The 24,092-nt window shown below is 51.1% G+C and carries 23 protein-coding genes and 1 tRNA gene; 13 read left to right on the forward strand and 11 right to left on the reverse strand.

The genetic code is table 11. The features are described 5' to 3' along the window. Positions 1–83 precede the first annotated feature (83 nt). Genes sid through OGX86_RS02310 form a run of 3 tightly spaced genes read left to right on the forward strand, consistent with a single transcriptional unit; the run spans position 84 to position 1,718 of the window. Positions 84–887, forward strand: a complete 804-nt coding sequence (gene sid / locus OGX86_RS02300) for a capsid size-determining scaffold Sid (RefSeq protein WP_034168822.1) — start codon at positions 84–86, stop codon at positions 885–887. Further along, on the forward strand, positions 884–1,126 hold the full coding sequence (locus OGX86_RS02305; protein WP_000984214.1) for an ogr/Delta-like zinc finger family protein: 243 nt from the start codon (positions 884–886) through the stop codon (positions 1,124–1,126). The genes sid and OGX86_RS02305 overlap by 4 nt, the downstream gene beginning before the upstream one ends. Before the next feature lie 16 nt (positions 1,127–1,142). Beyond that, the gene (locus tag OGX86_RS02310; RefSeq protein ID WP_286639198.1) at positions 1,143–1,718 is read left to right on the forward strand and encodes a phage polarity suppression protein; all 576 of its coding nucleotides are present in this window, start codon (positions 1,143–1,145) and stop codon (positions 1,716–1,718) included. A gap of 261 nt (positions 1,719–1,979) precedes the next feature. Here OGX86_RS02310 and OGX86_RS02315 read toward each other — a convergent pair whose 3' ends face one another. The 4 genes from OGX86_RS02315 to OGX86_RS02330 all read right to left on the reverse strand — a co-directional run bounded on the left by OGX86_RS02315 (position 1,980) and on the right by OGX86_RS02330 (position 6,457). Beyond that, positions 1,980–3,647 (reverse strand): hypothetical protein, encoded by a 1,668-nt coding sequence (locus tag OGX86_RS02315; RefSeq protein ID WP_286639201.1) that lies wholly within the window; start codon positions 3,645–3,647, stop codon positions 1,980–1,982. A gap of 48 nt (positions 3,648–3,695) precedes the next feature. After that, positions 3,696–4,793, reverse strand: a complete 1,098-nt coding sequence (locus OGX86_RS02320) for a DUF4297 domain-containing protein (protein WP_041692551.1) — start codon at positions 4,791–4,793, stop codon at positions 3,696–3,698. A 153-nt stretch (positions 4,794–4,946) separates the two neighbouring features. Then, positions 4,947–6,209, reverse strand: a complete 1,263-nt coding sequence (locus OGX86_RS02325) for a tyrosine-type recombinase/integrase (protein ID WP_286639205.1) — start codon at positions 6,207–6,209, stop codon at positions 4,947–4,949. 163 nt (positions 6,210–6,372) lie between these two features. Beyond that, positions 6,373–6,457, reverse strand: a tRNA-Leu gene (locus OGX86_RS02330). A 289-nt stretch (positions 6,458–6,746) separates the two neighbouring features. Here OGX86_RS02330 and OGX86_RS02335 point away from each other — a divergent pair. From OGX86_RS02335 to OGX86_RS02350, 4 genes are all read left to right on the forward strand, one after another. Beyond that, positions 6,747–7,760, forward strand: coding sequence for an HNH endonuclease (locus OGX86_RS02335; RefSeq protein WP_128317583.1), 1,014 nt, complete (start codon positions 6,747–6,749; stop codon positions 7,758–7,760). Beyond that, on the forward strand, positions 7,760–8,341 hold the full coding sequence (locus tag OGX86_RS02340; RefSeq protein ID WP_128317584.1) for a class I SAM-dependent methyltransferase: 582 nt from the start codon (positions 7,760–7,762) through the stop codon (positions 8,339–8,341). Before OGX86_RS02335 ends, OGX86_RS02340 begins: the two co-directional genes overlap by 1 nt. 74 nt (positions 8,342–8,415) lie before the next feature. Further along, the gene (gene ahr, locus OGX86_RS02345; protein ID WP_048236253.1) at positions 8,416–9,435 is read left to right on the forward strand and encodes an NADPH-dependent aldehyde reductase Ahr; all 1,020 of its coding nucleotides are present in this window, start codon (positions 8,416–8,418) and stop codon (positions 9,433–9,435) included. Between the two features lie 147 nt (positions 9,436–9,582). Next, positions 9,583–11,085 (forward strand): helicase HerA-like C-terminal domain-containing protein, encoded by a 1,503-nt coding sequence (locus tag OGX86_RS02350; RefSeq protein WP_286639211.1) that lies wholly within the window; start codon positions 9,583–9,585, stop codon positions 11,083–11,085. Between the two features lie 103 nt (positions 11,086–11,188). On the opposite strand, the gene lptG is transcribed toward OGX86_RS02350, so the two are convergent. The 3 genes from lptG to OGX86_RS02365 all read right to left on the reverse strand — a co-directional run bounded on the left by lptG (position 11,189) and on the right by OGX86_RS02365 (position 13,484). Beyond that, complete coding sequence (gene lptG, locus OGX86_RS02355; RefSeq protein WP_008786067.1) at positions 11,189–12,271, reverse strand: LPS export ABC transporter permease LptG; 1,083 nt, start codon at positions 12,269–12,271, stop codon at positions 11,189–11,191. Next, entirely contained in the window at positions 12,271–13,371 is a 1,101-nt protein-coding gene (gene lptF / locus OGX86_RS02360) for an LPS export ABC transporter permease LptF (RefSeq protein ID WP_032942200.1), read from the reverse strand. The genes lptG and lptF overlap by 1 nt, the downstream gene beginning before the upstream one ends. Before the next feature lie 62 nt (positions 13,372–13,433). Then, positions 13,434–13,484 carry a hypothetical protein gene (locus OGX86_RS02365; RefSeq protein ID WP_212723231.1) on the reverse strand — a complete coding sequence of 17 codons (51 nt, stop codon included), beginning with the start codon at positions 13,482–13,484 and terminating at the stop codon, positions 13,434–13,436. Positions 13,485–13,637: 153 nt separating this feature from the next. Here OGX86_RS02365 and pepA point away from each other — a divergent pair, with 153 nt between their 5' ends. From pepA to OGX86_RS02380, 3 genes are all read left to right on the forward strand, one after another. Then, positions 13,638–15,149 (forward strand): leucyl aminopeptidase, encoded by a 1,512-nt coding sequence (gene pepA, locus OGX86_RS02370; RefSeq protein ID WP_003025870.1) that lies wholly within the window; start codon positions 13,638–13,640, stop codon positions 15,147–15,149. Between the two features lie 119 nt (positions 15,150–15,268). After that, complete coding sequence (holC, locus tag OGX86_RS02375) at positions 15,269–15,712, forward strand: DNA polymerase III subunit chi (protein WP_003830256.1); 444 nt, start codon at positions 15,269–15,271, stop codon at positions 15,710–15,712. Beyond that, positions 15,712–18,567 carry a valine--tRNA ligase gene (locus tag OGX86_RS02380; RefSeq protein WP_286639213.1) on the forward strand — a complete coding sequence of 952 codons (2,856 nt, stop codon included), beginning with the start codon at positions 15,712–15,714 and terminating at the stop codon, positions 18,565–18,567. The genes holC and OGX86_RS02380 overlap by 1 nt, the downstream gene beginning before the upstream one ends. Before the next feature lie 124 nt (positions 18,568–18,691). On the opposite strand, the gene OGX86_RS02385 is transcribed toward OGX86_RS02380, so the two are convergent. Next, positions 18,692–19,882 carry a YjgN family protein gene (locus tag OGX86_RS02385; protein ID WP_286639216.1) on the reverse strand — a complete coding sequence of 397 codons (1,191 nt, stop codon included), beginning with the start codon at positions 19,880–19,882 and terminating at the stop codon, positions 18,692–18,694. Between the two features lie 193 nt (positions 19,883–20,075). On the opposite strand from OGX86_RS02385, the gene OGX86_RS02390 reads away from it, so the two are divergent. Further along, entirely contained in the window at positions 20,076–20,579 is a 504-nt protein-coding gene (locus OGX86_RS02390; protein ID WP_286639219.1) for a GNAT family N-acetyltransferase, read from the forward strand. A 26-nt stretch (positions 20,580–20,605) separates the two neighbouring features. On the opposite strand, the gene OGX86_RS02395 is transcribed toward OGX86_RS02390, so the two are convergent. From OGX86_RS02395 to rraB, 3 genes are all read right to left on the reverse strand, one after another. Beyond that, positions 20,606–21,436: a topoisomerase II gene (locus OGX86_RS02395; RefSeq protein WP_286639221.1), complete on the reverse strand. Its 831-nt coding sequence runs from the start codon at positions 21,434–21,436 to the stop codon at positions 20,606–20,608. Positions 21,437–21,601: 165 nt separating this feature from the next. Further along, positions 21,602–22,360: a tRNA isopentenyl-2-thiomethyl-A-37 hydroxylase MiaE gene (gene miaE / locus OGX86_RS02400; RefSeq protein ID WP_286639225.1), complete on the reverse strand. Its 759-nt coding sequence runs from the start codon at positions 22,358–22,360 to the stop codon at positions 21,602–21,604. Between the two features lie 51 nt (positions 22,361–22,411). Then, positions 22,412–22,837: a ribonuclease E inhibitor RraB gene (gene rraB / locus OGX86_RS02405; protein ID WP_048227181.1), complete on the reverse strand. Its 426-nt coding sequence runs from the start codon at positions 22,835–22,837 to the stop codon at positions 22,412–22,414. A 98-nt stretch (positions 22,838–22,935) separates the two neighbouring features. Here rraB and argL point away from each other — a divergent pair, with 98 nt between their 5' ends. Together argL and argF are read left to right on the forward strand one after the other, a co-directional pair. Further along, positions 22,936–23,031: a putative translational regulatory protein ArgL gene (gene argL / locus OGX86_RS22785; protein ID WP_373371225.1), complete on the forward strand. Its 96-nt coding sequence runs from the start codon at positions 22,936–22,938 to the stop codon at positions 23,029–23,031. Beyond that, positions 23,001–24,005 (forward strand): ornithine carbamoyltransferase, encoded by a 1,005-nt coding sequence (gene argF / locus OGX86_RS02410; RefSeq protein ID WP_286639227.1) that lies wholly within the window; start codon positions 23,001–23,003, stop codon positions 24,003–24,005. The genes argL and argF overlap by 31 nt, the downstream gene beginning before the upstream one ends. The last annotated feature ends 87 nt before the right edge of the window (positions 24,006–24,092 follow it).

Consider the following 24,092-nt stretch of genomic DNA (forward strand, 5'->3'; position numbering starts at 1 on the left):
TCTGCTACAACGGCAATGAATCGAGTTGTTGTCTGAGGGACGGCAGAATGGCGTCAGGTTGAAAACACAGAGAGAACCCGACGATGAAACCAGATTTGTTTACCGCAGTAATGAAAACCATCGGCAGCACGCAGGATGAGAACATCCGTACGGCCATTGACAGCGCACTGGACAGCCTTAACGAGAAAGCAAACCAGAACGCAGAAGCCACGATAAATAATGCGCTTGATGCGTTTAGCAAGGCCAAATCCGCGCACACGGAAAACATGCTGAAACTGAATGATATTGATGCGGCTATTACCCGCAGCGAGAAAGAGCGTCAGAACGCCCTGAATGAAAGTGCCGAAGCCGAACAGAACTGGCGTACCCGTTTTCGCGAACTGCGCGGCATGATGACCCCGGAACTGAAAGCCGAACACAGTCAGCGAGTGGCCGGTCGGGAGCTGGCGGAGGAATTCACCGCCCTGATTGATGAACTCAACGATGATAAGGCCAGTACCATGCTGTCCGCCTGTACATCAGGAGATAAGTACGTCGGCACGCATTTTACGGTGTTCTCTGCCTACTCCCGGAATGAGTGGGCGACCGTGATGAAAGACATCCCTCCCTCACTGGTGCGCGCATTTGCGTTACGTCTGCGTGAACTCGAAATGAAAGGAGAAGAACACCCTCACAACGTTCTCATTCAGGAGCTGGGGGAGAATGTACTGGCGCAAAGCAGATACTACACATTCAACATGGCGCAGGAGCCGGTAATTTCAAAAATTGGGCTTCACCGTCCGGCTCTTACCGGCGTGGACATGAAGCTCTTTAAAAGCCCTGTTCTCCGAATGGCGCGGGCTAAAGAGCTGGCACAGAAGAAAAAATCGCGGGGGGTTAAGCCATGATGCGCTGTCCGTACTGCAAACAGGCTGCCCATGTCCGTACCAGCCGTTACCTGTCGGATAACGTCAAACAGAGCTACCTCCAGTGCGTGAATGTCTTTTGCTCCGCAACCTTTCGCACCACCGAGTCTATCGACGAGGTGATACGGCCACCGGCAGAAGAAAAGCCCGAACCGCCGCAGACAGTGCCAGAAACACCGCCCCGAATTCTGGACTGCGCCCGCTCATCGCTGCGCCACTGATTCAGGAGAAAAGACAATGGCACGAGCACTACTGGAACAGGCCTTTGAAACCTGTCAGAAGAATAAATCGGACTGGATGAGCAGCAAGTCAGCACTGGCGCGGGCTGAAATGGCGCTGAAAGAGCTGGAGCTGACCTGCACCCGTTATGAACCGGAGGCAGCACGGGCGCTGCGGGATGATATTGACCTGAAAAAATGGGCGGTAAATCAGTCGGCCGGGCAGTACATCCGGTCACATGAGGCCGTGCAGCGTATCAGTATCCGGCGTCAGCTCCACGCTTTTATGCAGGTAAGCGGCGACGCGCTGGCCGCCGCACTGGCACCGGAATTAATGCATCTCAGCGAACAACCTGACATCGTCAGAGAACGGGCTCTCGACCGGGCGGCCGCCAGTGTTCGCGAAGCGCTGTCCGTTCATGTAACCCGCGGAGGAAATATTGATTACGCAGAGGAAGATCGTGACATGCTGACAACCATCGGTTTCCGGCCTGACAGAGCATCGAGAGACGACAACCGGGCAAAATATACGCCTGAACAGAGTCAGATTTTCATACGCCGACAGGCCGCGCAGACCCGCAAAAAATCCGCATAAAACGCCCCGAAAATACCCGTCTTTTTAATAAAAATAGCCATGCATGCCTACGCTGCATGGCTTTGCATGCAAAAACCTGAATTTTCCACACCCCGGCGCACCAGCACTGGCGCGGCCTGAGCCCCTTTATGCACCTGCATTAAAAGCGCCCCAGGAAGCGGGCAGGCGTGGCGGGGAGAGCATTGCGCGCCAGCGCGTTTCAAACAATTAACCCACATAGCTCCATGCTTTAGATATAAAAGTCCTTTCAATTGGGATTAATCATATAAAAAGAAATTGCTCTTCAATGTCTTTTGCTTCTTCATACTCAGAAGCTGTAAGTATTTTTCTTTCATCCAGACGAATGACTTTTGCATCTTTTGAAAGAGTATCCAATGCACTGTGTTGCATTGCACAAATAATGTATTGCTTGTTTTCAGTAACCCCTCTAGCTATCGCCTCAACTATTTTATTATAGTTCTCGGTAGATTGTTCCTGTTGATTGGGGGTATCAATAACAAGAGGAGGAACCACCTCATGACCATATTCTGAAATATGCTCATATAAAGCCAAGTAATATCCTAAAACCGCTCGAGCATCTTCAGCGGCCCCTCCAACCTCATATATTTTGTTGTAATCGAGCGGGCTCTTTATAAGAGAAGCATCTATATTAACTCTTAATTTAGTTATGTACTTAAAGAATGTATTGGAGAAATCTTCTTTTATAGTATTTCTTTGTTCCTTCGTAATTAAATCCTTCTGAGTTTTTTTCAAACCCTTCTCTTTTAACTTTTGGCTTTCGAGAACAGCTGATTTTTTTTCAACGATAACGTCAATCTGCTTATCGACATTATTAGTCATAAACTCTGAAAACGCCTTCGAGTTACTTAATTCAAATGCTGACTGCGCATTTGATAATTTTTCTTTAAACCCCAATAGTATTCTATCTAAATTAGTCAAGTTATCTTGCAGGCGTAATTTTTCATTTAATAGCAAAGTAAATTGCTTTTCAGCTTTTTCTTTGTCAATAAGAATGCTACTTCTGTGAGCTATAGAGTTCTCATGGATTGTTCCACATGTAGGACATTCAACGCTTCCTTCATTCATGTTCTCTACAGAAAAAATATAATCTTTATCCAGTTCGCTAATTATGGATTCAGCAAGTTTTAATTGCGACTCAAGGTCAACCATCTCAATTTTTAAGTTTGCAGATTCATCTAGGTTACGTTTAATTAACTCTTCGTACTTTAATATCTCATCGGCTAAACTTTCAGAATCTGCAGTGTAATCTTGATGAGCGATATTATTTTTTAAAATAGTGACAGCATTCTTTAATTCATTAATATTACTTTCAACCTCATCCGCTTTCGCTTTAATTTCATATATATCTTCTTCAACAACAAAGTGTTCCTTCGAAATAAGACCGCTATGAAACGATATTACAGGTTGCGCCCACTTACTATATTGCTGTAGATTAGAAAAAGAATCCCATGGTTTCACCCATGTTCTTTTTTGGTCAATATAGAAAGGCAAAAAATAATACGAGGGAGGAGGAACCTCTAAATTAAAACTATTTTTTTTAGGTAATAGCACATCAAATTTCACTAACTCTGCGAATAACTCGGCAAAGGCACCAGTGATCTTATTATAAACCTTCAATAGCTGGCCAGGTTTGCGAAAGCTCATTTCATTTTTATAACGGTGAATAGAAATTGATTCACCATCAATACTAAAATTGATAATGGATGAGCAATCAAGTTCCTTCCAAACACTAGAAAATAAAGGTTCGCAGCCAAATGACCAGAAAATCATTTTAGCTAACGTCGATTTTCCGACACTATTACCATCATCAGCTGTTATTAGAGTCAGGTTCCTTCCGAACTCGAATTGCCTCGCGGATTTTGTTGAATGAGATATTATTGTTATTTTCTCTAAAACTAACTTTCTCATGTAATTTTGTCCTTAAATTCCTAATCAACAATTTATAGTTTTTTTCCATTATATTTCACTCGAAATAATTTCGTATATAATTGCTGCAATCAATGTTCTTTCTGTATCTAATATATATTTTGTTCTCTCTGGAATTTCAGCGCTGAGTCTCTGAAGAAAATCGTACGTTATGTTGTCGCCTATTTGGTTTCGGTTTTTAACAATAACCTCCTGGATACTCTTTTGAGCTTCCAGCATTGCTAGTGAAGGAGATAAAACACGTAAAGTATAAGCCTTAACCTCTTTTAATAGCCTACCCTTTTCTAAGCCATTAATAGTTAAGTCATTAATGACATATTTAGCGGTTTCAAGATCTACCCCTGAATTTTCTCCAGATATACCGTTTGTCACTACTTTATGTATGTCATCAAAGGTTAATGCCTTTTTAACAAGCACTTCATCCCATTTATCATAATCAAAAGTGTCTTTGCCTCGGATTCTAAGTGCATCCATTAAAACCCTATAAATGTCTTTTGGTTTTAATAAATGTTTAGGGAATACGACTTCGACACTATCAGTAATTCTTGTTATTGTGTGCTCATAATAACTTTGAAGTGGTATATCAGAGTAAACAAATCTAATTATTTCTTTTGGGAAGGCATCAAACTCATCAATCTCTTTATTTAGGTTGTTTGTAATTAATGATAAATCACCTGAGTTCAGTTCAGAAAGACCTAAAGCTCTCAACTTTAACCCATCTTTAGGAGAAAAATTGAAACCTATTGTGCTCACGAAATTTAATTCAGTCACCTTACTCAAATAACATTTTTTATGAACGGAAGAACATAGTTTTCCTAAAAGAGAGGGTTTTTCGCCATTTTTCCCTTTATCTCGCTTAGTCAAACTATTAATCGTATAGCTACCTGAAGAGTTAGCTTTCACTTGATTAAACGTAAACTTAACTTTTTCTTTATCAAGAGAGTCGGCAATGATTACATCTTCATGATATTCCATGAATACAGCGAAGTCTCTAGCATTTTTGTACGCTGAAAAAGCCTGACATAGAGCCCAATGATATTGGTATTCAAAACGGTCATATGAATCAGCACCAGCGGACTCTCGCTGAGGTGATGCAAGTGGGTTATCCATTTCAATTTCGCTTTCCATCACATTCCCTCGAACGTTTAATTCAATGCGTCACTCAAAAATATTATCAAGAAAAACTGGATTTGGAAGTAAAAAAATATCGTTTATCTATCCAACTCACATCATAACCACTAAAATTGTTAATTAAAAATCTAACTAACTGATATAAAAGAACTATGATTTATAAATCCGTGCAAACTCATATGGTGCGATCTGGTGTTTATGACAACTATCAAGATAATCAGCCCACCATTGCACCATGAGCCTACGCTCATCCAAGTGCTCGGATGTGTGAATATATGCAGCACGTACATTATTACGCTCTGAGTGGCTCAGTTGCCTCTCTATCGCGTCATCACTCCATAACCCCGACTCCCCCAACGCACCACGCGCCATAGTCCTAAACCCATGCCCACACACCTCGGTTTTCGTATCATAGCCCATCGCACGCAATGCGCTGTTTACCGTATTTTCACTCATAACCTTAGTTGCGTCATGATCACCCGGAAAAAGCAGCTCTTTATCACCACTAATCTGCTTTAACTGGTTTAATAAAATCATCGCCTGCCGACTAAGCGGAACGATATGTTCCTCTTTCATCTTCATGCCTCGGTACGAATAACGCACGCCTTTAATTTCTTCTCGTTTTGCAGGTATACGCCAAAGAGATTTATCGAAGTCGAATTCATCCCAACGCGCGAAACGTAACTCACTGGAACGCACAAAAGTTAGCAAGGAAAGCTCGACCGCGATCCGTGTCATTACACGACCACGATATGCAACAAGACGTTCAAGAAACTCAGGGAACCGGCTGGAGGGTAAAGCGGGGTAATGCCGCGCTTTGGTTGTCGATAGCGCACCAGCCATATCACTGGCTGGATTTGAGTCGATGTAATCGTTCTGTACGGCATAACGCATAATAGCCGTGACGCGCTGTTGAAGACGCTGCGCAACGTCATGCTTACCACTGGCATCAACTTTTTTAATCGGGGCTAACAGGTGGCTGGTTTTAAGCTGCCGAATGTCGGACGAACCGATATGAGGGAAGATATAAAGCTCAAGATAGCGTAGAACGCGTGATCGATGATCTTCACTCCAGCGCTTGTTACTGGCATGCCATTCACGAGCAATTGTTTCGAAAGTGTATGCCCCCGAATTCTCAGCCTGAGCTTCTTTCTGTTCGGCTTTTGGGTCAATGCCCTGCACTAAGAACTTTTTAGCCTCGTCACGCTTTGCTCTTGCTTGAGCAAGCGTCACAGTAGGCCAAACACCAAAAGCGAGGCGATCCTCTTTTTTGTCAGAGGGGCGTCTGTATTTCATGCGCCAGTATTTAGAACCCTTGGCCGAAACCTCAAGATACAAACCGCCGCCATCGGCCATTTTGTAGGTTTTGTCTTTTGGCTTTGCGGTCTCGACCTGTCTGGCGTTGAGCTTCATTTGGGGGCACATTTCTAATCGAAGTTAAGATGCCCCCAATTATGCCCCCAATGACATCCGGATTTCAACGGACAACCTCGGACGACTCAGGACGTAAAAATCGCTGCAAGTATTGATTTTAAAGGGATAATTGGACTTTCTCGGATGGTCTTGGAAGTACTAATGGTGCCGAAGGCCGGACTCGAACCGGCACGTATTTCTACGGTTGATTTTGAATCAACTGCGTCTACCGATTTCGCCACTCCGGCACGGAAGGGATGCGGAAAACGTTGTGGATTATACCTGTCATGCGCCACCATGCAAGCGCCAGCACGCGATAGTCTCGCTAAGTGTTGAAAAAAACAGCGTCATTGCGCTTCGATCGCCCACGCTCCCTCCTTGCTCCAGCTATTCTCATCTCTTACCTGAATTTTTCCGGAATTTACCTCGCAAAAAAATGCAACGTGACCCGCTCGGTTTACATTTGCTGCCGTTTACTATGAGATATCGTTACTGAATCACGTAATAGCGGTTACTCACCGCGCTCAGGACACCGTTATGCGTTTCTATCAGGTTGAACCCACGCTGGAGAACTACTGGCGCGGGATTATCCTTTTCGGCAAAAATGTGGCTTCCTACAAGTTTGCCCTCGCCCACGCGTTGTACGATCTCAAACCCGACGGCAGCGATCTGATCGTGCTTGAGGATCTGGCCGTACCATTCAGCGGCCATTTATGCCGTCATCTAAAACACGCACCAAAGCAGATCACTTCACGCAGCAGCCAATTTATTGCCGCCTGTACGCAATTTAATAACGGTGAAATTACACGCGATGAACTCACCGCCATCACCGTCCGCCAGGGGTTTAACAACGTGCTCGATGCCTTTCACAATGTGAATCAGGGTGAGATTGAGAAACGCTTTTTTATCGATGAGCGCAAAACGCATAAAGGCATCCGGATGACGGATAACTTTTACAACCTGGGTGAACGTCTGCAATACCGAAACTTCAGTTTTGAAACTGACGCACGCTGGAACCTGGTCGAGCAGGGCTGGGCAATGAATATCTCCAGCCACCTGATTAACATTGAATATGACGACGATGACCAAATGTTGTTTAGCAGGAACAGCGATCGACGGGTGGCGATCTCCAGTTGTCGGGATAGCCTGAATGGTTATCAGAAGGGGCGCTGCTTCTACTGTTTTGCCCCCATCAGCCTGCAAGCTGGCGATGACACTTTCGCTGATGTTGATCATTTTATTCCGTGGAAAGCACGGGGACAGGTGGCGAATATCGATGGCGTCTGGAATCTGGTCCTCGCCTGCAAGGAGTGTAACCGTGGTGGGAAAGGTAAATTTGCCCAACTTCCTTCGACCAGGCTACTCCAGCGCCTACGGGACCGAAATGAATACTTCATTAACAGCCATCTTCCGCTGCGCGAAACGTTGATTCGCCAGACCGGTGCAACCCAGGCGCAGAGAAACACATTTTTGAACGACAGCTGGAACGAGGCGATTAAAATACTCTTTCACCAGTGGGAACCCATTGCACAAGGAACGGATACATTCTGATGACCCTTGAATATTACCAGCGCCATGCGCAAGATTTTTTCAGCTCGACGGTTAATGTCGATATGGAGTCGCTTTATCAACCTTTTCTGCAACGCATCGCAGAAGGCGGGCGTATTCTGGATGCGGGTTGCGGCTCGGGGCGCGACAGCAAAGCATTTCTTGAGAAGGGGTATAGGGTCGAGGCTTTCGACGCCTCATCGGAAATGGTTAACCTTGCCAGCCAGCATGCCGGGCTGCGCGTCAGACAGATGACATTCAACGATATCGCCGATATTGAACACTATGATGGTATCTGGTGCTGCGCGTCGTTGCTGCATGTAAGTGCCGAAGAGTTACCGAGCGTAATGAGCAAACTCTCCCATGCGCTTAAAAAGGGCGGTACCTGGTATGTGTCGTTCAAATACGGTGAAACTGAACGAGTGAAAGACGGCCGCCACTTTACCGATCTCACCGAGCAAAGGCTGGAAAAGCTGATTGCACCGCTGACGGATATCACGCTACTCAGCAGTTGGACAACGCGCGATAAGCGTCCCGACCGTGACGAAATGTGGCTCAATGCGCTGCTGCAGAAAAGGCCTTAATCCCCCCTTCTGCGAAGCGTCCCGTTTCCTCATGCTCTACACTTCCAGTTCAACACCATACTGAGGGAAACACGATGTCGATGATAAAAAGCTACGCTGCAAAAGCGGCGGGCAGCGAACTCGAACTCTATGAATATGATGCGGGCGAGCTTAAGCCGGAAGATGTCGAAGTCCAGGTCGATTACTGCGGTATCTGCCATTCCGATTTGTCGATGATCGACAACGAATGGGGATTCTCTCAGTATCCGCTGGTTGCCGGGCATGAGGTGATTGGCCGTGTGGCAGCGCTCGGCAGCGCGGCACAGGATAAGGGCCTGAAGGTTGGTCAGCGCGTCGGCGTTGGCTGGACGGCACGCAGCTGCGGGCACTGCGATGCCTGTATCAGCGGTAATCAGATCAACTGCCTTGAAGGGTCTGTTCCCACAATTCTTAATCGCGGTGGCTTTGCCGAGAAGCTGCGGGCCGACTGGCAGTGGGTGATCCCGTTGCCGGAGAGCATCGATCTGGCGGCCGCTGGCCCATTACTGTGCGGCGGCATCACGGTGTTCAAACCGCTGCTGATGCACCATATCACCGCCACCAGCCGCGTCGGGGTGATCGGCATCGGCGGCCTGGGGCATATCGCTATTAAGCTGTTACATGCGATGGGTTGCGAAGTGACCGCGTTCAGCTCCAATCCGGCGAAAGAGCAGGAAGTGTTGGCGATGGGAGCGGATAAGGTGGTCAATAGCCGCGATCCGGATGCGCTAAAAGCGCTGGCGGGCCAGTTCGATCTCATCATTAATACGGTTAACGTCGATCTCGACTGGCAGCCCTATTTTGAAGCGCTGGCCTACGGCGGTAACTTCCATACCGTCGGCGCGGTGCTGAAGCCGCTGCCGGTTCCGGCGTTCACCTTAATTGCCGGCGATCGCAGCATCTCCGGTTCGGCAACAGGTACGCCGTTCGAGCTGCGCAAGCTGATGAAATTTGCCGGGCGCAGCAAGGTGTCGCCCACCACCGAACTGTACCCGATGTCGCAAATTAACGAAGCTATCCAGCACGTGCGTGACGGTAAGGCCCGCTACCGCGTAGTACTTAAAGCCGACTTCTGATCGTCTTTGCCGGGTGGCGTAAGCTTCCCGGCTATTCTCCCCGCTATTCCAGACAGGTTAAATTCTCCTCACAATCTCCGTAATTTAGCGGTGAAGAGTGCGTCACGGTTGCCTATACTCCAGGCAGGATAAATGGAGGAAATCTCAATGAGCGCACCCCTGCTAATTGCCCGCACGCCGGACACCGAACTGTTTTTACTGCCAGGTATGGCCAACCGTCACGGACTGATTACCGGCGCGACCGGGACCGGTAAAACCGTCACGCTACAGAAGCTGGCCGAATCGCTGTCCGAGATTGGCGTACCGGTATTTATGGCCGATGTGAAAGGTGACTTAACCGGCGTGGCCGAGGAAGGACAAGCCTCTGACAAGCTGCTCGCCCGCCTGAAAAATATCGGCATTACCGACTGGCAACCGCATGCTAATCCGGTCACCGTGTGGGATATCTTCGGCGAAAAAGGTCACCCCGTGCGGGCCACGGTATCAGACCTCGGTCCGCTGCTGCTGGCCCGTCTGCTGAACCTCAACGACGTGCAGTCAGGCGTGCTGGATATAATCTTCCGCATTGCCGATGACCAGGGTCTGTTGCTGCTCGATTTCAAAGACCTGCGGGCCATCACCCAGTACATTGGCGATAACGCTAAATCCTTCCAGAATCAGTACGGCAATATCAGTAGCGCCTCGGTCGGGGCGATCCAGCGCGGGCTGCTGTCGCTGGAGCAGCAGGGAGCGGCACACTTCTTTGGCGAACCGATGCTGGACATCAAAGACTGGATGCGTACCGACGCCAGCGGCAAAGGGATGATTAATATCCTCAGCGCCGAGAAGCTCTACCAGATGCCCAAACTGTACGCCGCCAGCCTGCTGTGGATGCTCTCCGAGCTGTATGAACAGCTGCCGGAAGCGGGCGATCTGGAGAAGCCAAAACTGGTGTTCTTCTTCGATGAAGCGCACCTGCTGTTCAACGATGCTCCGCAGGTGCTGCTGGATAAAATCGAACAGGTGATCCGCCTGATCCGCTCGAAAGGGATCGGCGTGTGGTTCGTCTCGCAAAACCCGTCGGATATTCCGGACAACGTGCTTGGTCAGTTGGGGAACCGCGTGCAGCACGCCCTGCGCGCATTCACCCCGAAAGATCAGAAAGCGGTGAAAAGCGCGGCGCAAACCATGCGCGCCAACCCGGCATTTGATACCGAAAAAGCCATTCAGGAGCTGGGAACCGGTGAGGCGCTGGTGTCGTTTCTGGACGCCAAAGGCAGCCCGTCGGTGGTTGAACGGGCGATGGTGATTGCGCCATGCTCACGGATGGGACCGGTGACGGACGACGAACGCAACGGGCTGATTAATCACTCTTCTCTGTACGGTAAATATGAAGAAGATATCGACCGCGAGTCCGCCTATGAACGTTTGCAGCAAGGCGTGCAGGCCAGTACCGAGCAGCAAAATACACCTCCCGCCAACGGTAAAGCTGTCGATGTGGACGGCGGTATTCTCGGTGGGTTGAAGGATATTCTGTTTGGCAGCACCGGACCGCGCGGCGGTAAGCGCGATGGCGTAGTGCAGAGCGTGGCGAAAAGCGCGGCGCGACAGGTTACCAATCAGATAATTCGCGGCATGTTGGGGAGTTTGATGGGCGGGAGAAAACGCTAGCCCCGTGTTACGTTGCCGAATGGCGGTGTAAACGCCTTATCCGGCCTACGGGTCCGGAGTAGGCCTGAAAAGCACAACGCTATCAGGCCTACGATTACTGTGATTACGACTTACGTAGCATTAGCCACAGGCTTATCAGGAAGAAGCTGGCGCTTGGCAGCAGCGCACCGATAATCGGCGGAATGCCGTACACCAGCGTCAGCGGGCCAAAGATTTGGTCCAGCACATAGAACACAAAGCCAAAGCTAATCCCTGTCACCACGCGCACGCCCATCGGGACGCTACGCAGCGGACCAAAGATAAACGACAGCGCCATCAGCATCATGACCGCTACAGACAGCGGCTGGAAGACTTTGCTCCACATATTGAGCTGATAGCGTCCGGCATCCTGGCCGCTCGACTTCAGGTACTTCACGTAGTTATGCAGACCGCTAATCGACAGCGCATCAGGATCCAACGCCACAACGCCGAGCTTGTCGGGTGTCAGGTTGGTTTTCCAGGTGCCGCTCACCGTTTGCGAGCCAGTGATTTGCTTCGGATCGGTCAGGTTGGATTCATCCACCTGCGACAAACGCCAGACCTTCTGTTCCGGGTCAAACGTCGCGCTCGCAGCGTAGCGTACAGACTGCAGACGGCGCTTGTCGTTAAACGAGTAGATGCTAATCCCGCCTAACTCTGCGTCGCCTTTCACCCGCTCGATGTAGACAAAGCTGTCACCGTCTTTCGCCCACAAACCCTGCTGGGTAGAGAGCAGCGAGCCGCCGTACATCTGCTGCGCACGGTAGTTACGCGCCATCTGTTCGCCTTGTGGCGCGACCCATTCGCCGATAGCCATCGTCAGCAGCACCAGCGGAATCGCGGTTTTCATCACCGACAACGCCACCTGCATACGGGTAAAGCCAGAAGCCTGCATCACCACCAGTTCACTGCGCTGGGCCAGCATGCCCAACCCCAGCAATGCCCCCAGCAGCGCCGCCATCGGGAAGAAGATCTGGATATCTTTAGGCGCACTGAGCAGGGTATACAGCCCGGCGCCCATCGCATCGTAGCTCCCCTGCCCGGCTTTTTTCAGCTGGTCAACGAACTTGATGATCCCGGAGAGCGACACCAGCATGAACAGCGTCATCATGATGGTGGTGAAAATGGTTTTACCGATATAGCGGTCAAGTACACCAAAAGGCTGCATTATACCGCTCCTTTACGCATAAAACGGGCACGCAAGCGGCGCATCGGCACCGTATCCCAGAGGTTAAGCACAATCGCCAGCGCCAGATACGCCAGGTTAACCGTCCACATCCAGAACACCGGATCCAGCTTACCTTTACCGCCGTTCGACTTCAGCGACGTCTGAACCAGGAAGAACAGCAAATAGAGCAGCATTGCTGGCAGCATCGACAGCACGCGCCCCTGACGCGGGTTCACCACGCTCAGCGGTACGACCATCAGCGCCATCATAAATACGGTGAATACTAACGTGATACGCCAGGTTAGCTCCGCGCGGGCACGATCGGTGTCGGTCGTCCACAGCGTACGCATGTTCATCTGGTCGGTATCATTTGGATCCAGCGCCACGGCCTGATGACCGATAATCGCCTGATAATCCTGGAAGTCGGTAATGCGGAAATCGCGCAGCAGCGCGGTACCTTCAAAGCGCGTCCCCTGGTTCAGCGTCACGACCTGAGAGCCATCACGCATCTGGGTAAGATGTCCGGAATCGGCTACGACGACCGAAGGACGAGCGTTGCCTTTCGGGCGGATTTGCGCGAGGAACACGTCTTTGAAATTGCTGCCGTCAACGCTTTCGATAAACAGCACCGAACTGCCGTTGGTCGCCTGCTGGAATTGCCCCTGAGCAAGCGCCGCCATACCGGGGTTCGCTTTCGCCTCCGCCAGAACTTCGTCCTGATGTCTGGAGGACCACGGCCCGGCCCACATCACGTTGACCGCCGCAATAATACTGGTAAACAGCGCCAGCACCATCGCCGCTTTCACGAGCACTGCCTTGCTCAGCCCGCAGGCGTGCATGACCGTAATTTCGCTTTCGGTATACAGTTTGCCCAGCGTCATCAACAGCCCGAGGAACAGGCTTAAGGGCAAGATAAGTTGCGCCATTTCTGGCACGCCCAGCCCCAGCAGCGAGAGCACCAGATTTGCCGGGATATCACCGTCAACAGCCGCACCAAGGATCCTGACCAACTTTTGACAAAAGAAGATCAAAAGCAGGATGAATAGGATCGCAAGTTGGCTTTTGAGCGTTTCCCGAACCAGATATCTTATGATTATCACTTTAAATACGCCCGTAAAAACCCGTCTTTTGCCGGAATTTAGCTTGTTTCATGGCTTAAACGTCATTTATTCTCTTGAGTCGTCGAAATCGTCGCTAAGATCATTATACTCAACGGATCCACCTCTCAGAAATTGTTCTGACGTGCCAATGCCGTAATAACGTTAAGATTAACACGAAGTCACCGCAACAGCGGGTATGAGTTACGAAAGCTTGCAATTCTATCCGTAGCCACCGCCGTTGTCTTTAAGATTCAGGAGCGTAGTGCATGGAGTTCAGTGTAAAAAGCGGTAGCCCGGAGAAACAGCGGAGTGCGTGCATCGTCGTGGGTGTCTTTGAACCACGCCGCCTCTCTCCGATTGCAGAGCAGCTCGACAAGATCAGCGACGGGTACATCAGCGCACTGCTGCGTCGCGGCGAACTGGAAGGCAAACCGGGTCAAACCCTGTTGCTGCACCATGTTCCTAACGTTCTGTCTGAGCGAATTCTCCTTATTGGGTGTGGCAAAGAGCGCGAACTTGATGAGCGCCAGTACAAGCAGGTCATTCAGAAAACCATCAATACCCTGAATGATACAGGCTCAATGGAAGCCGTCTGCTTTCTGACTGAGCTGCACGTCAAAGGGCGCAATAACTACTGGAAAGTGCGCCAGGCCGTTGAGACGGCACAGGAAACGCTGTACAGCTTTGATCAACTGAAGACCAACAAAAGCGAGCCACGTCGCCCGCTGCGTAAAATGGTCTTTAACGTGCCGACCCGCCGCGAACTGACCAGCGGTGAGCGTGCGATCCAACACGGTCTGGCGATCGCCGCCGGCATTAAAGCGGCAAAAGATCTTGGCAACATGCCGCCGAACATCTGTAACGCCGCCTACCTGGCCTCTCAGGCGCGCCAGCTGGCAGACAGCTACAGCAAAAATGTTGTGACCCGAGTGATCGGCGAGCAGCAAATGAAAGAGCTGGGCATGCACTCTTATCTGGCCGTCGGTCACGGCTCGCAGAACGAGTCGCTGATGTCGGTCATCGAGTACAAAGGCAATCCGTCCGAAGACGCGCGTCCGATTGTGTTGGTCGGTAAAGGGTTAACCTTTGACTCCGGCGGTATCTCCATCAAACCAGCCGAAGGCATGGATGAGATGAAATACGACATGTGCGGCGCGGCAGCGGTATACGGCGTGATGCGCATGGTGGCCGAGCTTCAGCTCCCCATCAACGTTGTCGGCGTGCTGGCGGGCTGTGAAAACATGCCGGGTGGCCGCGCGTATCGCCCAGGCGACGTGCTGACCACGATGTCTGGACAGACCGTTGAAGTGCTCAATACGGATGCCGAAGGCCGTCTGGTGCTGTGCGACGTGTTAACCTACGTCGAGCGCTTTGAGCCAGAAGCGGTGATTGACGTCGCGACCCTGACCGGCGCGTGCGTGATTGCGCTGGGCCATCACATCACCGGCCTGATGTCGAACCACAACCCGCTGGCGCATGAGCTGATCGGTGCGTCCGAGCAGGCTGGTGACCGCGCGTGGCGTTTGCCGCTGGGTGATGAATACCAGGAGCAGTTAGAGTCCAACTTTGCGGATATGGCGAACATCGGCGGACGCCCTGGCGGTGCCATTACCGCGGGCTGCTTCCTGTCACGTTTTACCCGTAAGTACAACTGGGCGCACCTGGATATCGCTGGTACAGCATGGCGTTCAGGGAAAGCCAAAGGCGCAACCGGTCGTCCGGTCGCGCTGCTGTCGCAGTTCCTGCTCAATCGTGCCGGTTTTAACGGCGAAGAGTGATGTAAAACGCCGGGTGGCGGCTTCGCCTTACCCGGCCTACAACGTCACTCAACCGTAGGCCGGGTAAGCGTAGCGCCACCCGGCTTTGCATTTAAATCCACAACAAGAAGCCCCATATCATGAGAAACGCAACGTTCTATATTCTGGACAATGATAACACCGTCGATGGCTTAAGCGCCGTTGAACAACTGGTGTGTGAAATTGCCGCAGAACGTTGGCGTGCTGGCAAGCGCGTGCTGATCGCCTGTGAAAACGAAAAGCAGGCTCTTCGACTGGATGAAGCTCTGTGGGCTAGACCGGCAGAAAGTTTTGTTCCGCATAATCTGGCGGGAGAAGGCCCCAGAGGCGGCGCGCCGGTAGAGATTGCCTGGCCGGAGAAACGCAATAGCAGCCCGCGCGACCTGCTCATCAGTTTGCGCGTTGGCTTTGCAGATTTTGCCACCGCTTTCACAGAAGTGATAGACTTCGTTCCTTACGAAGATTCTTTGAAACAATCGGCACGCGATCGCTACAAAGCTTACCGCGTGGCTGGTTTTAACCTGAATACGGCAACCTGGAAATAATGGAAAAGACATACAACCCACAAGATATCGAACAGCCGCTTTACGAGCACTGGGAAAAGCAGGGCTATTTCAAACCTAACGGCGATGAAAGCAAAGAGTCCTTCTGCATCATGATCCCGCCGCCGAACGTCACCGGCAGTTTGCATATGGGTCATGCTTTCCAGCAAACCATCATGGATACCATGATTCGCTACCAGCGCATGCAGGGTAAAAACACCCTGTGGCAGGCCGGTACCGACCACGCGGGTATCGCTACCCAGATGGTGGTTGAGCGTAAGATTGCCGCTGAAGAAGGTAAAACCCGTCACGACTACGGTCGCGAAGCGTTTATCGACAAAATTTGGCAGTGGAAAGCGGAATCCGGCGGCACCATTACCCGTCAGATGCGCCGTCTCGGCAACTCCGTTGACTGGGAGCGCGAGCGCTTCACTATGGACGAAGGTCTTTCCAATGCCGTGAAAGAAGTCTTTGTCCGCCTGTACAAAGAAGATCTGATCTACCGTGGCAAGCGTCTGGTCAACTGGGACCCGAAACTGCGCACCGCTATTTCTGATCTGGAAGTGGAAAACCGCGAGTCTAAAGGCTCCATGTGGCACATCCGCTATCCGCTGGCTGACGGCGCGAAAACCGCAGACGGTAAAGATTACCTGGTCGTCGCCACCACCCGTCCGGAAACCGTACTGGGTGATACCGGCGTAGCCGTTAACCCGGAAGATCCGCGCTACAAAGATCTGATCGGCAAATTCGTTGTCCTGCCGCTGGTTAACCGTCGCATTCCGATCGTCGGCGATGAACACGCCGACATGGAAAAAGGCACCGGCTGCGTGAAGATCACCCCGGCGCACGACTTTAACGACTACGAAGTCGGGAAACGTCACGGCCTGCCGATGATCAACATTCTGACCTTTGACGGCGACATCCGCGAAACCGCGGAAGTGTACGACACCAAAGGCGAAGAGTCCGACGTTTACTCCAATGAAATCCCGGCTGAGTTCCAGAAGCTGGAACGTTTTGCTGCGCGTAAAGCGGTGGTTGCCGCCGTTGATGCCCTGGGCCTGCTGGAAGAAATTAAACCGCACGACCTGACCGTACCTTACGGCGACCGTGGCGGCGTGGTTATCGAACCGATGCTGACCGACCAGTGGTACGTCCGTGCCGACGTGCTGGCAAAACCGGCGGTTGAAGCGGTTGAGAATGGCGACATCCAGTTCGTACCGAAGCAGTACGAAAACATGTACTTCTCCTGGATGCGCGATATTCAGGACTGGTGTATTTCCCGTCAGCTGTGGTGGGGTCACCGTATCCCGGCATGGTATGACAACGACGGCAATGTCTACGTTGGCCGCACCGAAGACGAAGTGCGTCAGGAAAACAACCTCGGCGCCGACGTTGCACTGCGCCAGGACGAAGACGTTCTCGATACCTGGTTCTCTTCTGCACTGTGGACCTTCTCTACGCTGGGCTGGCCGGAAAACACCGATGCGCTGCGTCAGTTCCACCCAACCAGCGTGATGGTTTCCGGCTTCGACATTATCTTCTTCTGGATTGCCCGCATGATCATGATGACCATGCACTTCATCAAAGATGAAAACGGCAAGCCGCAGGTTCCGTTCAAGACCGTCTACATGACCGGTCTTATCCGTGACGACGAAGGCCAGAAGATGTCCAAATCCAAGGGCAACGTGATTGACCCGCTGGATATGGTCGACGGTATCTCTCTGGCAGAACTGCTGGAGAAACGTACCGGCAACATGATGCAGCCGCAGCTGGCTGAGAAAATTGCCAAGCGTACCGAGAAGCAGTTCCCGGACGGCATCGAGCCGCACGGCACCGACGCCCTGCGTTTCACCCTGGCAGCGCTGGCCTCTACCGGTCGCGATATCAACTGGGACATGAAGCGTCTGGAAGGTTACCGTAACTTCTGTAACAAGCTGTGGAACGCCAGCCGCTTCGTACTGATGAATACCGAAGATCAGGATTGCGGCTTCAACGGCGGCGAAATGACTCTGTCTCTGGCAGACCGCTGGATCCTCGCTGAATTCAACCAGACCATCAAAGCGTACCGCGAAGCACTGGATAACTTCCGCTTCGATATCGCCGCGGGCATTCTGTACGAGTTCACCTGGAACCAGTTCTGCGACTGGTATCTGGAGCTGACCAAGCCGGTCATGAACGGTGGTTCCGAATCTGAACTGCGCGGCACCCGCAATACGCTGGTCACCGTGCTGGAAGGTCTGCTGCGCCTGGCGCACCCAATCATTCCGTTCATCACCGAAACCATCTGGCAGCGCGTGAAAGTGATTTGTGGCAACACTGCAGATACCATCATGCTGCAGCCGTTCCCGGAATATAACGCAGCGCAGGTTGATGAAGCGGCGCTGGCCGATACCGAATGGCTGAAGCAGGCGATCGTCGCCGTACGTAACATCCGTGCGGAAATGAACATCGCCCCGGGCAAACCGCTGGAGCTGCTGCTGCGTAGTTGCAGCACTGATGCGATGCGTCGTGTGAACGACAACCGCAGCTTCCTGCTGAACCTGGCACGTCTGGAAAGCATTACCGTGCTGCCAGCCGATGACAAAGGTCCGGTCTCCGTGACCAAAATCATCGACGGCGCCGAACTGCTGATCCCGATGGCTGGCCTCATCAACAAAGAAGATGAGCTGGCACGTCTGGCGAAAGAAGTGGCGAAAATCGAAGGCGAGATTGCCCGTATCGAAGGCAAACTTTCCAACGAAGGTTTCGTTGCCCGCGCACCGGAAGCAGTCATCGCCAAAGAGCGTGAGAAGCTGGACGGTTACGCAGAAGCTAAAGCGAAGCTGATTGAACAGCAGGCGGTCATCGCCGCGCTGTAATTGCCTATGCCGGATAGCGCTGAGCTTATCCGGCAAACGGGCACCGTCAACGTAGGTCGGATAAGCGTAGCGCATCCGACACCGCAGACGATAAAAGCCGGAGCGTGCTCCGGCTTTTTTTGTATCAGATGAACGGAAAGTAGGTCATCACTCCACGTGAAAGCCACATTGCCGGACCCGATTCCAACGTATTATCGTCGTTGGTCAGTTCCAGCGAATCCAAATCACCCTGTACATGGGAATTACTGGCCAGCCAGCTGACAAGCCACATTTTCATCCACGGATAAGCCAGCCCAAACGTGATGCCCGAAATAAACATCACCAGTACAAAACGCCAGACCAGGCCATGCGCAGTAACCGAAGAATGAAAGCGAATTTTTCCCTCAGCCAGCGCCAGGTTATTCATGAACAGATTACGTAGCGTGGTGTACAAATAGCTTCCGACTACAATAACCCCGGCGAAATAGAGAAAGTAGCACGCCATTATTCTGCTGTGATGCTCCAGGATAAATTCGTCGTCGGCCACGCCTAACACCGCCAGCATCACCATTTGCAGAAAAATGGGGGCAATCAGCCAGGCAATCACAACAACAAACGGCAGCAGCACCAGCACGGCTTTAATACACCCCAGCACACACTCTTTCATATTGACGTTAATAGAAAAGCGATGAATACCAAAATTCCCGCCATTACCCACTAGCTGCATCCATTTTGCATAGGTAATACCGTTGGTGATACCTATCCCCACAATACCAACCAGTGCAATAAGGACTATTCTAAAGAGCGAACCCACGCTACCATTTAACCATCCAGTAGCAAGACCAAGAAGATAAACCACACCCCAGACCACCAGAGACAGCACTACCGGCACTACCAGCATAAAAAGCCACGCCTGTAATTTTGAGCAGCCAAAACCAAAACGCACGCCGTTAAGCGACGTCATCATTGCCTGGTACTGCAAGCTTTTTATGGCCATTAATGGAAGAGCTGCTACCAGTAAGCCAATCAAAGTAAAACCGATGAGAGGGTTGTCGTTGGCGATAAAACTCACGCTGACGCCATAAATTACCATGATCAATAAAAAGCTTACAAATATCGCGCTACCTGTCGCCTTATAGGTAAAAGGTTGGCCGTTGAGAGTCATATTTTCGTAAATATAACGCCGACATTTCACCACCGCCCACGGTGTATAAATCCCGAGAGTAATACAACACAACAAAAAATTGACGATGCAAATAATAAAATACTGCCACCCTTTACCGGTAAAAATAAAAGTGTGGAGTTGATTTTCCTGACCACGAACAAAATCATTCATGAACAACATCCCTAATATACATTCCATTAATATAAAAAATAAAAACCAGTATTTAATTACTGGTTCGGTTACAATACTATCTTTAATTACCTAATGTATTTTATTTTTTTCTGATTCAGGAACGTCTTGCACCCAACAGAAGAGAGTGGTATTAAATAAATATATAATTGTATTTTTAGAATTGAGTCATATTATGAATGTTGTGCTTCCATCCACGCTAACCCTGCGTCGAATCACCGAAACAGACAATCCAGCCATCGCCGCCGTAATCCGCAAAGTTTCCGCTGAATACGGGCTTACCGCCGATAAGGGCTATACCGTTGCCGACCCTAATCTGGACGAACTGTTCCAGGTTTACAGCCAGCCAAGCGCGGCCTACTGGGTGGTTGAGCAAAACGGTGAAGTCGTGGGCGGCGGTGGCGTTGCGCCGTTAGGATGTAGCGAACCGGACATTTGCGAGCTGCAAAAGATGTACTTCCTGTCGAGCGCGCGCGGTCAGGGGCTGGCGAAAAAACTGGCGCTGATGGCGCTCGAACATGCCCGCGAGCAGGGGTTTAAGCAGTGCTATCTGGAAACCACAGCGTTTCTGACCGAGGCAATCCGTCTGTATGAGCATTTAGGCTTTGAGCATATCAGCGAAGCGCTGGGCTGTACCGGGCACGTGGATTGTGAAGTGCGGATGTTAAAGCCCCTCTGACCTTACGCCGAGAGGCTTTAGCCGCGTTACTGCATCTCGGCTGAAAGCATCAGTCGAATTACGCCTGCCGCGCGAGCGGTTGGCAGCTTCAGCACCTGCGACCAGAGATCCTGCACAATCTCACAGGCAATCTTCTCTTTGCCGATCGCTTTAGTCGGATCGGCCATGATCTGAATATCCGGCCCATAGCGCTGTACTAGCCCAGGACTTATTGCTTGCAGATCCTGCAACGCCAGCTGTTTCTCTTCTGCCGTGACCGTATGTTTTTTCGGGCCGTGAGAGGCATACATCATGCTCATGTCACTCGCTATACGACGATCCATGATCTCACGCGGAACCAGACGTGCCGGATTAATCCCACCTTTTACCGCCGGAAACAGAAAGCGGAAGCATTCGTCATCACCGATTTTGGCTACAGCTGCGATCTGCTCAAGGTTAATTTTCATATATTCAATGACATTGGCATCTGGCGCCTGCTGCAATCTTGCCATTTGCAACTGAAGAATTTGCGGCTGTATCGCGTCGATAACCTGCTGTTCGCTGCTCCCTGCTTTCTTCATCTGCGCTGCCTGGCTGATAATTTTTTGTGTCAGCTCAGGTTCCTGCTCCTTAATTACCTGAAACGCCGGATTGGAGAGCATCGCTTTTTCAAACTGCTGCTCTTCGGTCAGACCATAATCCGGGCTTTCGCGTGGGATCAGGTAGTGCACATCAAACAGATTCCACGCGATAATCGCCACCACAAAGACCACCGCGCCGGAGACCTTGCCCAGCCAGCCTTTTTTGCGAAACATGCCGACGACGATAGCAATCACCGCCCCGATATAACCTGCCAACAATACGTGTGCCCAGTTCATTAACCATCCTTATGCCAAATCATCTCTGTTACGGGGATATATTTCCCCTTCGTGTGTTTTGATTATTACGGCAGCAGCGAGCGATTTCCAGCCACCAGATTTTGCTAACAGAAACAGGAAGGATTAAACCGCGCGGCAATGGACACCGCGCGTCAAAGAAAGGAATTAAGCTGGCACACCACTGTGAAAACGGAATTCATCGTCAGGAGAGGTGATCAACGCGGCTTCTACTTCGCCAAAAAACCGCACCCGGCTACTGATATCATCGGCTGAAACCTGCTGCGCCAGCGCCAGGTAATCCTGATAGTGCCGCGCCTCGGATCGCAGCAGCGACAGATAAAACGCCTGCAAATCGTCATCCAGATACGGTGCCAGCGCGGCGAACCGTTCACAGGAACGCGCCTCAATATAAGCCCCGCAAATCAGTTTATCGATTAACGTCAGCGGCTCGTGGGTGCGTACCTCTTTGAGCATGCCTTTAGCGTAACGGCTGGCGGTAATCTTAATATAGGGAATGTTGCGGCTCATCATCGCCTCACGCACCTGCCAGAAGTGATGCAGCTCTTCTTTGATCAGCAAAACCATGCTGTCGATAAGCTTGCGTCCCCACGGGTCGTCGGTTTGCGGCATCACGCTTTTGCTTATCTGTTTATTCAGCGCGATAAAATCCGGCTCATCCCCTTCTCTGAAAGCAAACGCTTCATAGGGTTTCAGCCAGTCCAGCAGCGCCTGCGATCCCTGTTTATCCGCGACATACTTACGCACCAGCAGCATCGCCGTTTGCGCAGCTTTCAGCTCACAGACGAGGTGATCGGTCAATAACAGTGGGAGATTCGCCGGGTCTCGCGCTTTATCAAGCCAGGCCTGGGGCGTTTTACAGTGCAGGAAGTTGCGGATCGGGGAGAGTATTTGCAGGTAATCCATACGTTGTCCTTGGCCTGCGGCAGCCTGGGCTACCGCAGGTCAGTTGATGACTTAGTGACGCACGCCGTCATCATCTTCGTCGACGAGGTCTTCATCGTCGCCGTCTTCACTTTCTTCGCCGTTCGGGTCTTCAAAATAGGTGCCCCAACCGTCGTATTCCACATCATATTTTTCGGCCAGGTTCATCAGTTGCTCAACCTGAGCATCGATCAACTCCGCATTCAGTGCACATTCGCTCAGAATGTCACAGCAAATAACCGTGTCGCCTTCTTCCACTTCCAGCTCTTCCGGCTCGGTCACTTCATAACCCAGCTTGAAGGCTTCTACTGCCGCTTTTTCCAGGGTTTCGAAGTCATCCGCGGAAAGGTGATGCTCAATGGTGTACAGCGCGTCTGGATCGCTGCCATCTTCGAGTAACTCTTCAATAATCAAGCGCGTTTCTTCACGCTGTTCTTCCAGTAGTTCCGGGTTTGCCATGGCTCGTTCCTCATAATGTCCTGCCGATACTCTTATTGTCACATACCGCTGTCATTGCCTCCACCTTTCCAGGAAAGATTTGTTAAACAAGGTTGCAAATGAATAAACATACATATAAATTGAATTTTAATTCAATAAATGGCCTAAGCCATGTGAGGGAACCATGTCTGCGTTTTATCAGAAACATTTTTTGAAACTGCTTGATTTCACCTCTGCTGAACTCACGTCACTGCTTCAGCTCGCCGCACAGCTGAAGGCGGATAAGAAAAACGGCACTGAAGTCGCAAAGCTCACCGGTAAAAACATCGCGCTCATCTTCGAAAAAGACTCAACCCGTACCCGTTGCTCTTTCGAAGTTGCCGCATACGATCAGGGCGCGCGCGTGACATACCTCGGGCCAAGCGGCAGCCAGATTGGCCATAAAGAGTCGATCAAAGACACGGCCCGCGTGCTCGGCCGCATGTACGACGGTATTCAGTATCGGGGCCACGGCCAGGAGATTGTCGAGACGCTGGCGGAATATGCCGGAGTTCCGGTGTGGAACGGATTAACCAACGAGTTTCATCCCACTCAGCTGCTGGCGGATCTGTTAACTATGCAGGAACACCTGCCGGGTAAAGCGTTTAATGAGATGACGCTGGTCTACACCGGCGATGCCCGTAACAATATGGGCAATTCCATGCTGGAAGCCGCCGCGTTAACCGGGCTGGATCTGCGCCTGGTCGCGCCGCAGGCCTGCTGGCCAGAGGAAAGTCTGGTTGCGGAGTGCAAAGCGCTGGCACAGAAAAACGGCGGCAATATTACGCTGACCGAAGATGTCGCCACGGGCGTGAAAGACGCGGACTTCATCTATACCGACGTCTGGGTATCAATGGGCGAAGCAAAAGAGAAGTGGGCCGAACGTATTGCGCTGCTGCGTAAGTACCAGGTTAATAGCGCGATGATGGCGTTGACCGGCAATCCGCAGGTGAAATTCCTGCACTGCCTGCCCGCGTTTCATGACGATCAAACCACGCTTGGCAAACAAATGGCGCATGAATATGGTCTGCACGGCGGTATGGAAGTGACGGATGAGGTTTTTGAATCATCCGCCAGCATCGTATTTGATCAGGCGGAAAACCGGATGCACACCATCAAAGCGGTGATGGTGGCGACATTAGCGAAGTAAGGGCATGGATGAAAAGAATGCCGGATGGCGATGCTAAGCATCTTATCCGGCCTACAACCACGCTCCCGTAGGCCGGGCAAGGCGAAG

This window comes from Citrobacter sp. Cpo040, from assembly GCF_030332915.1.
In the GTDB taxonomy this organism is placed as follows: domain Bacteria; phylum Pseudomonadota; class Gammaproteobacteria; order Enterobacterales; family Enterobacteriaceae; genus Citrobacter; species Citrobacter portucalensis.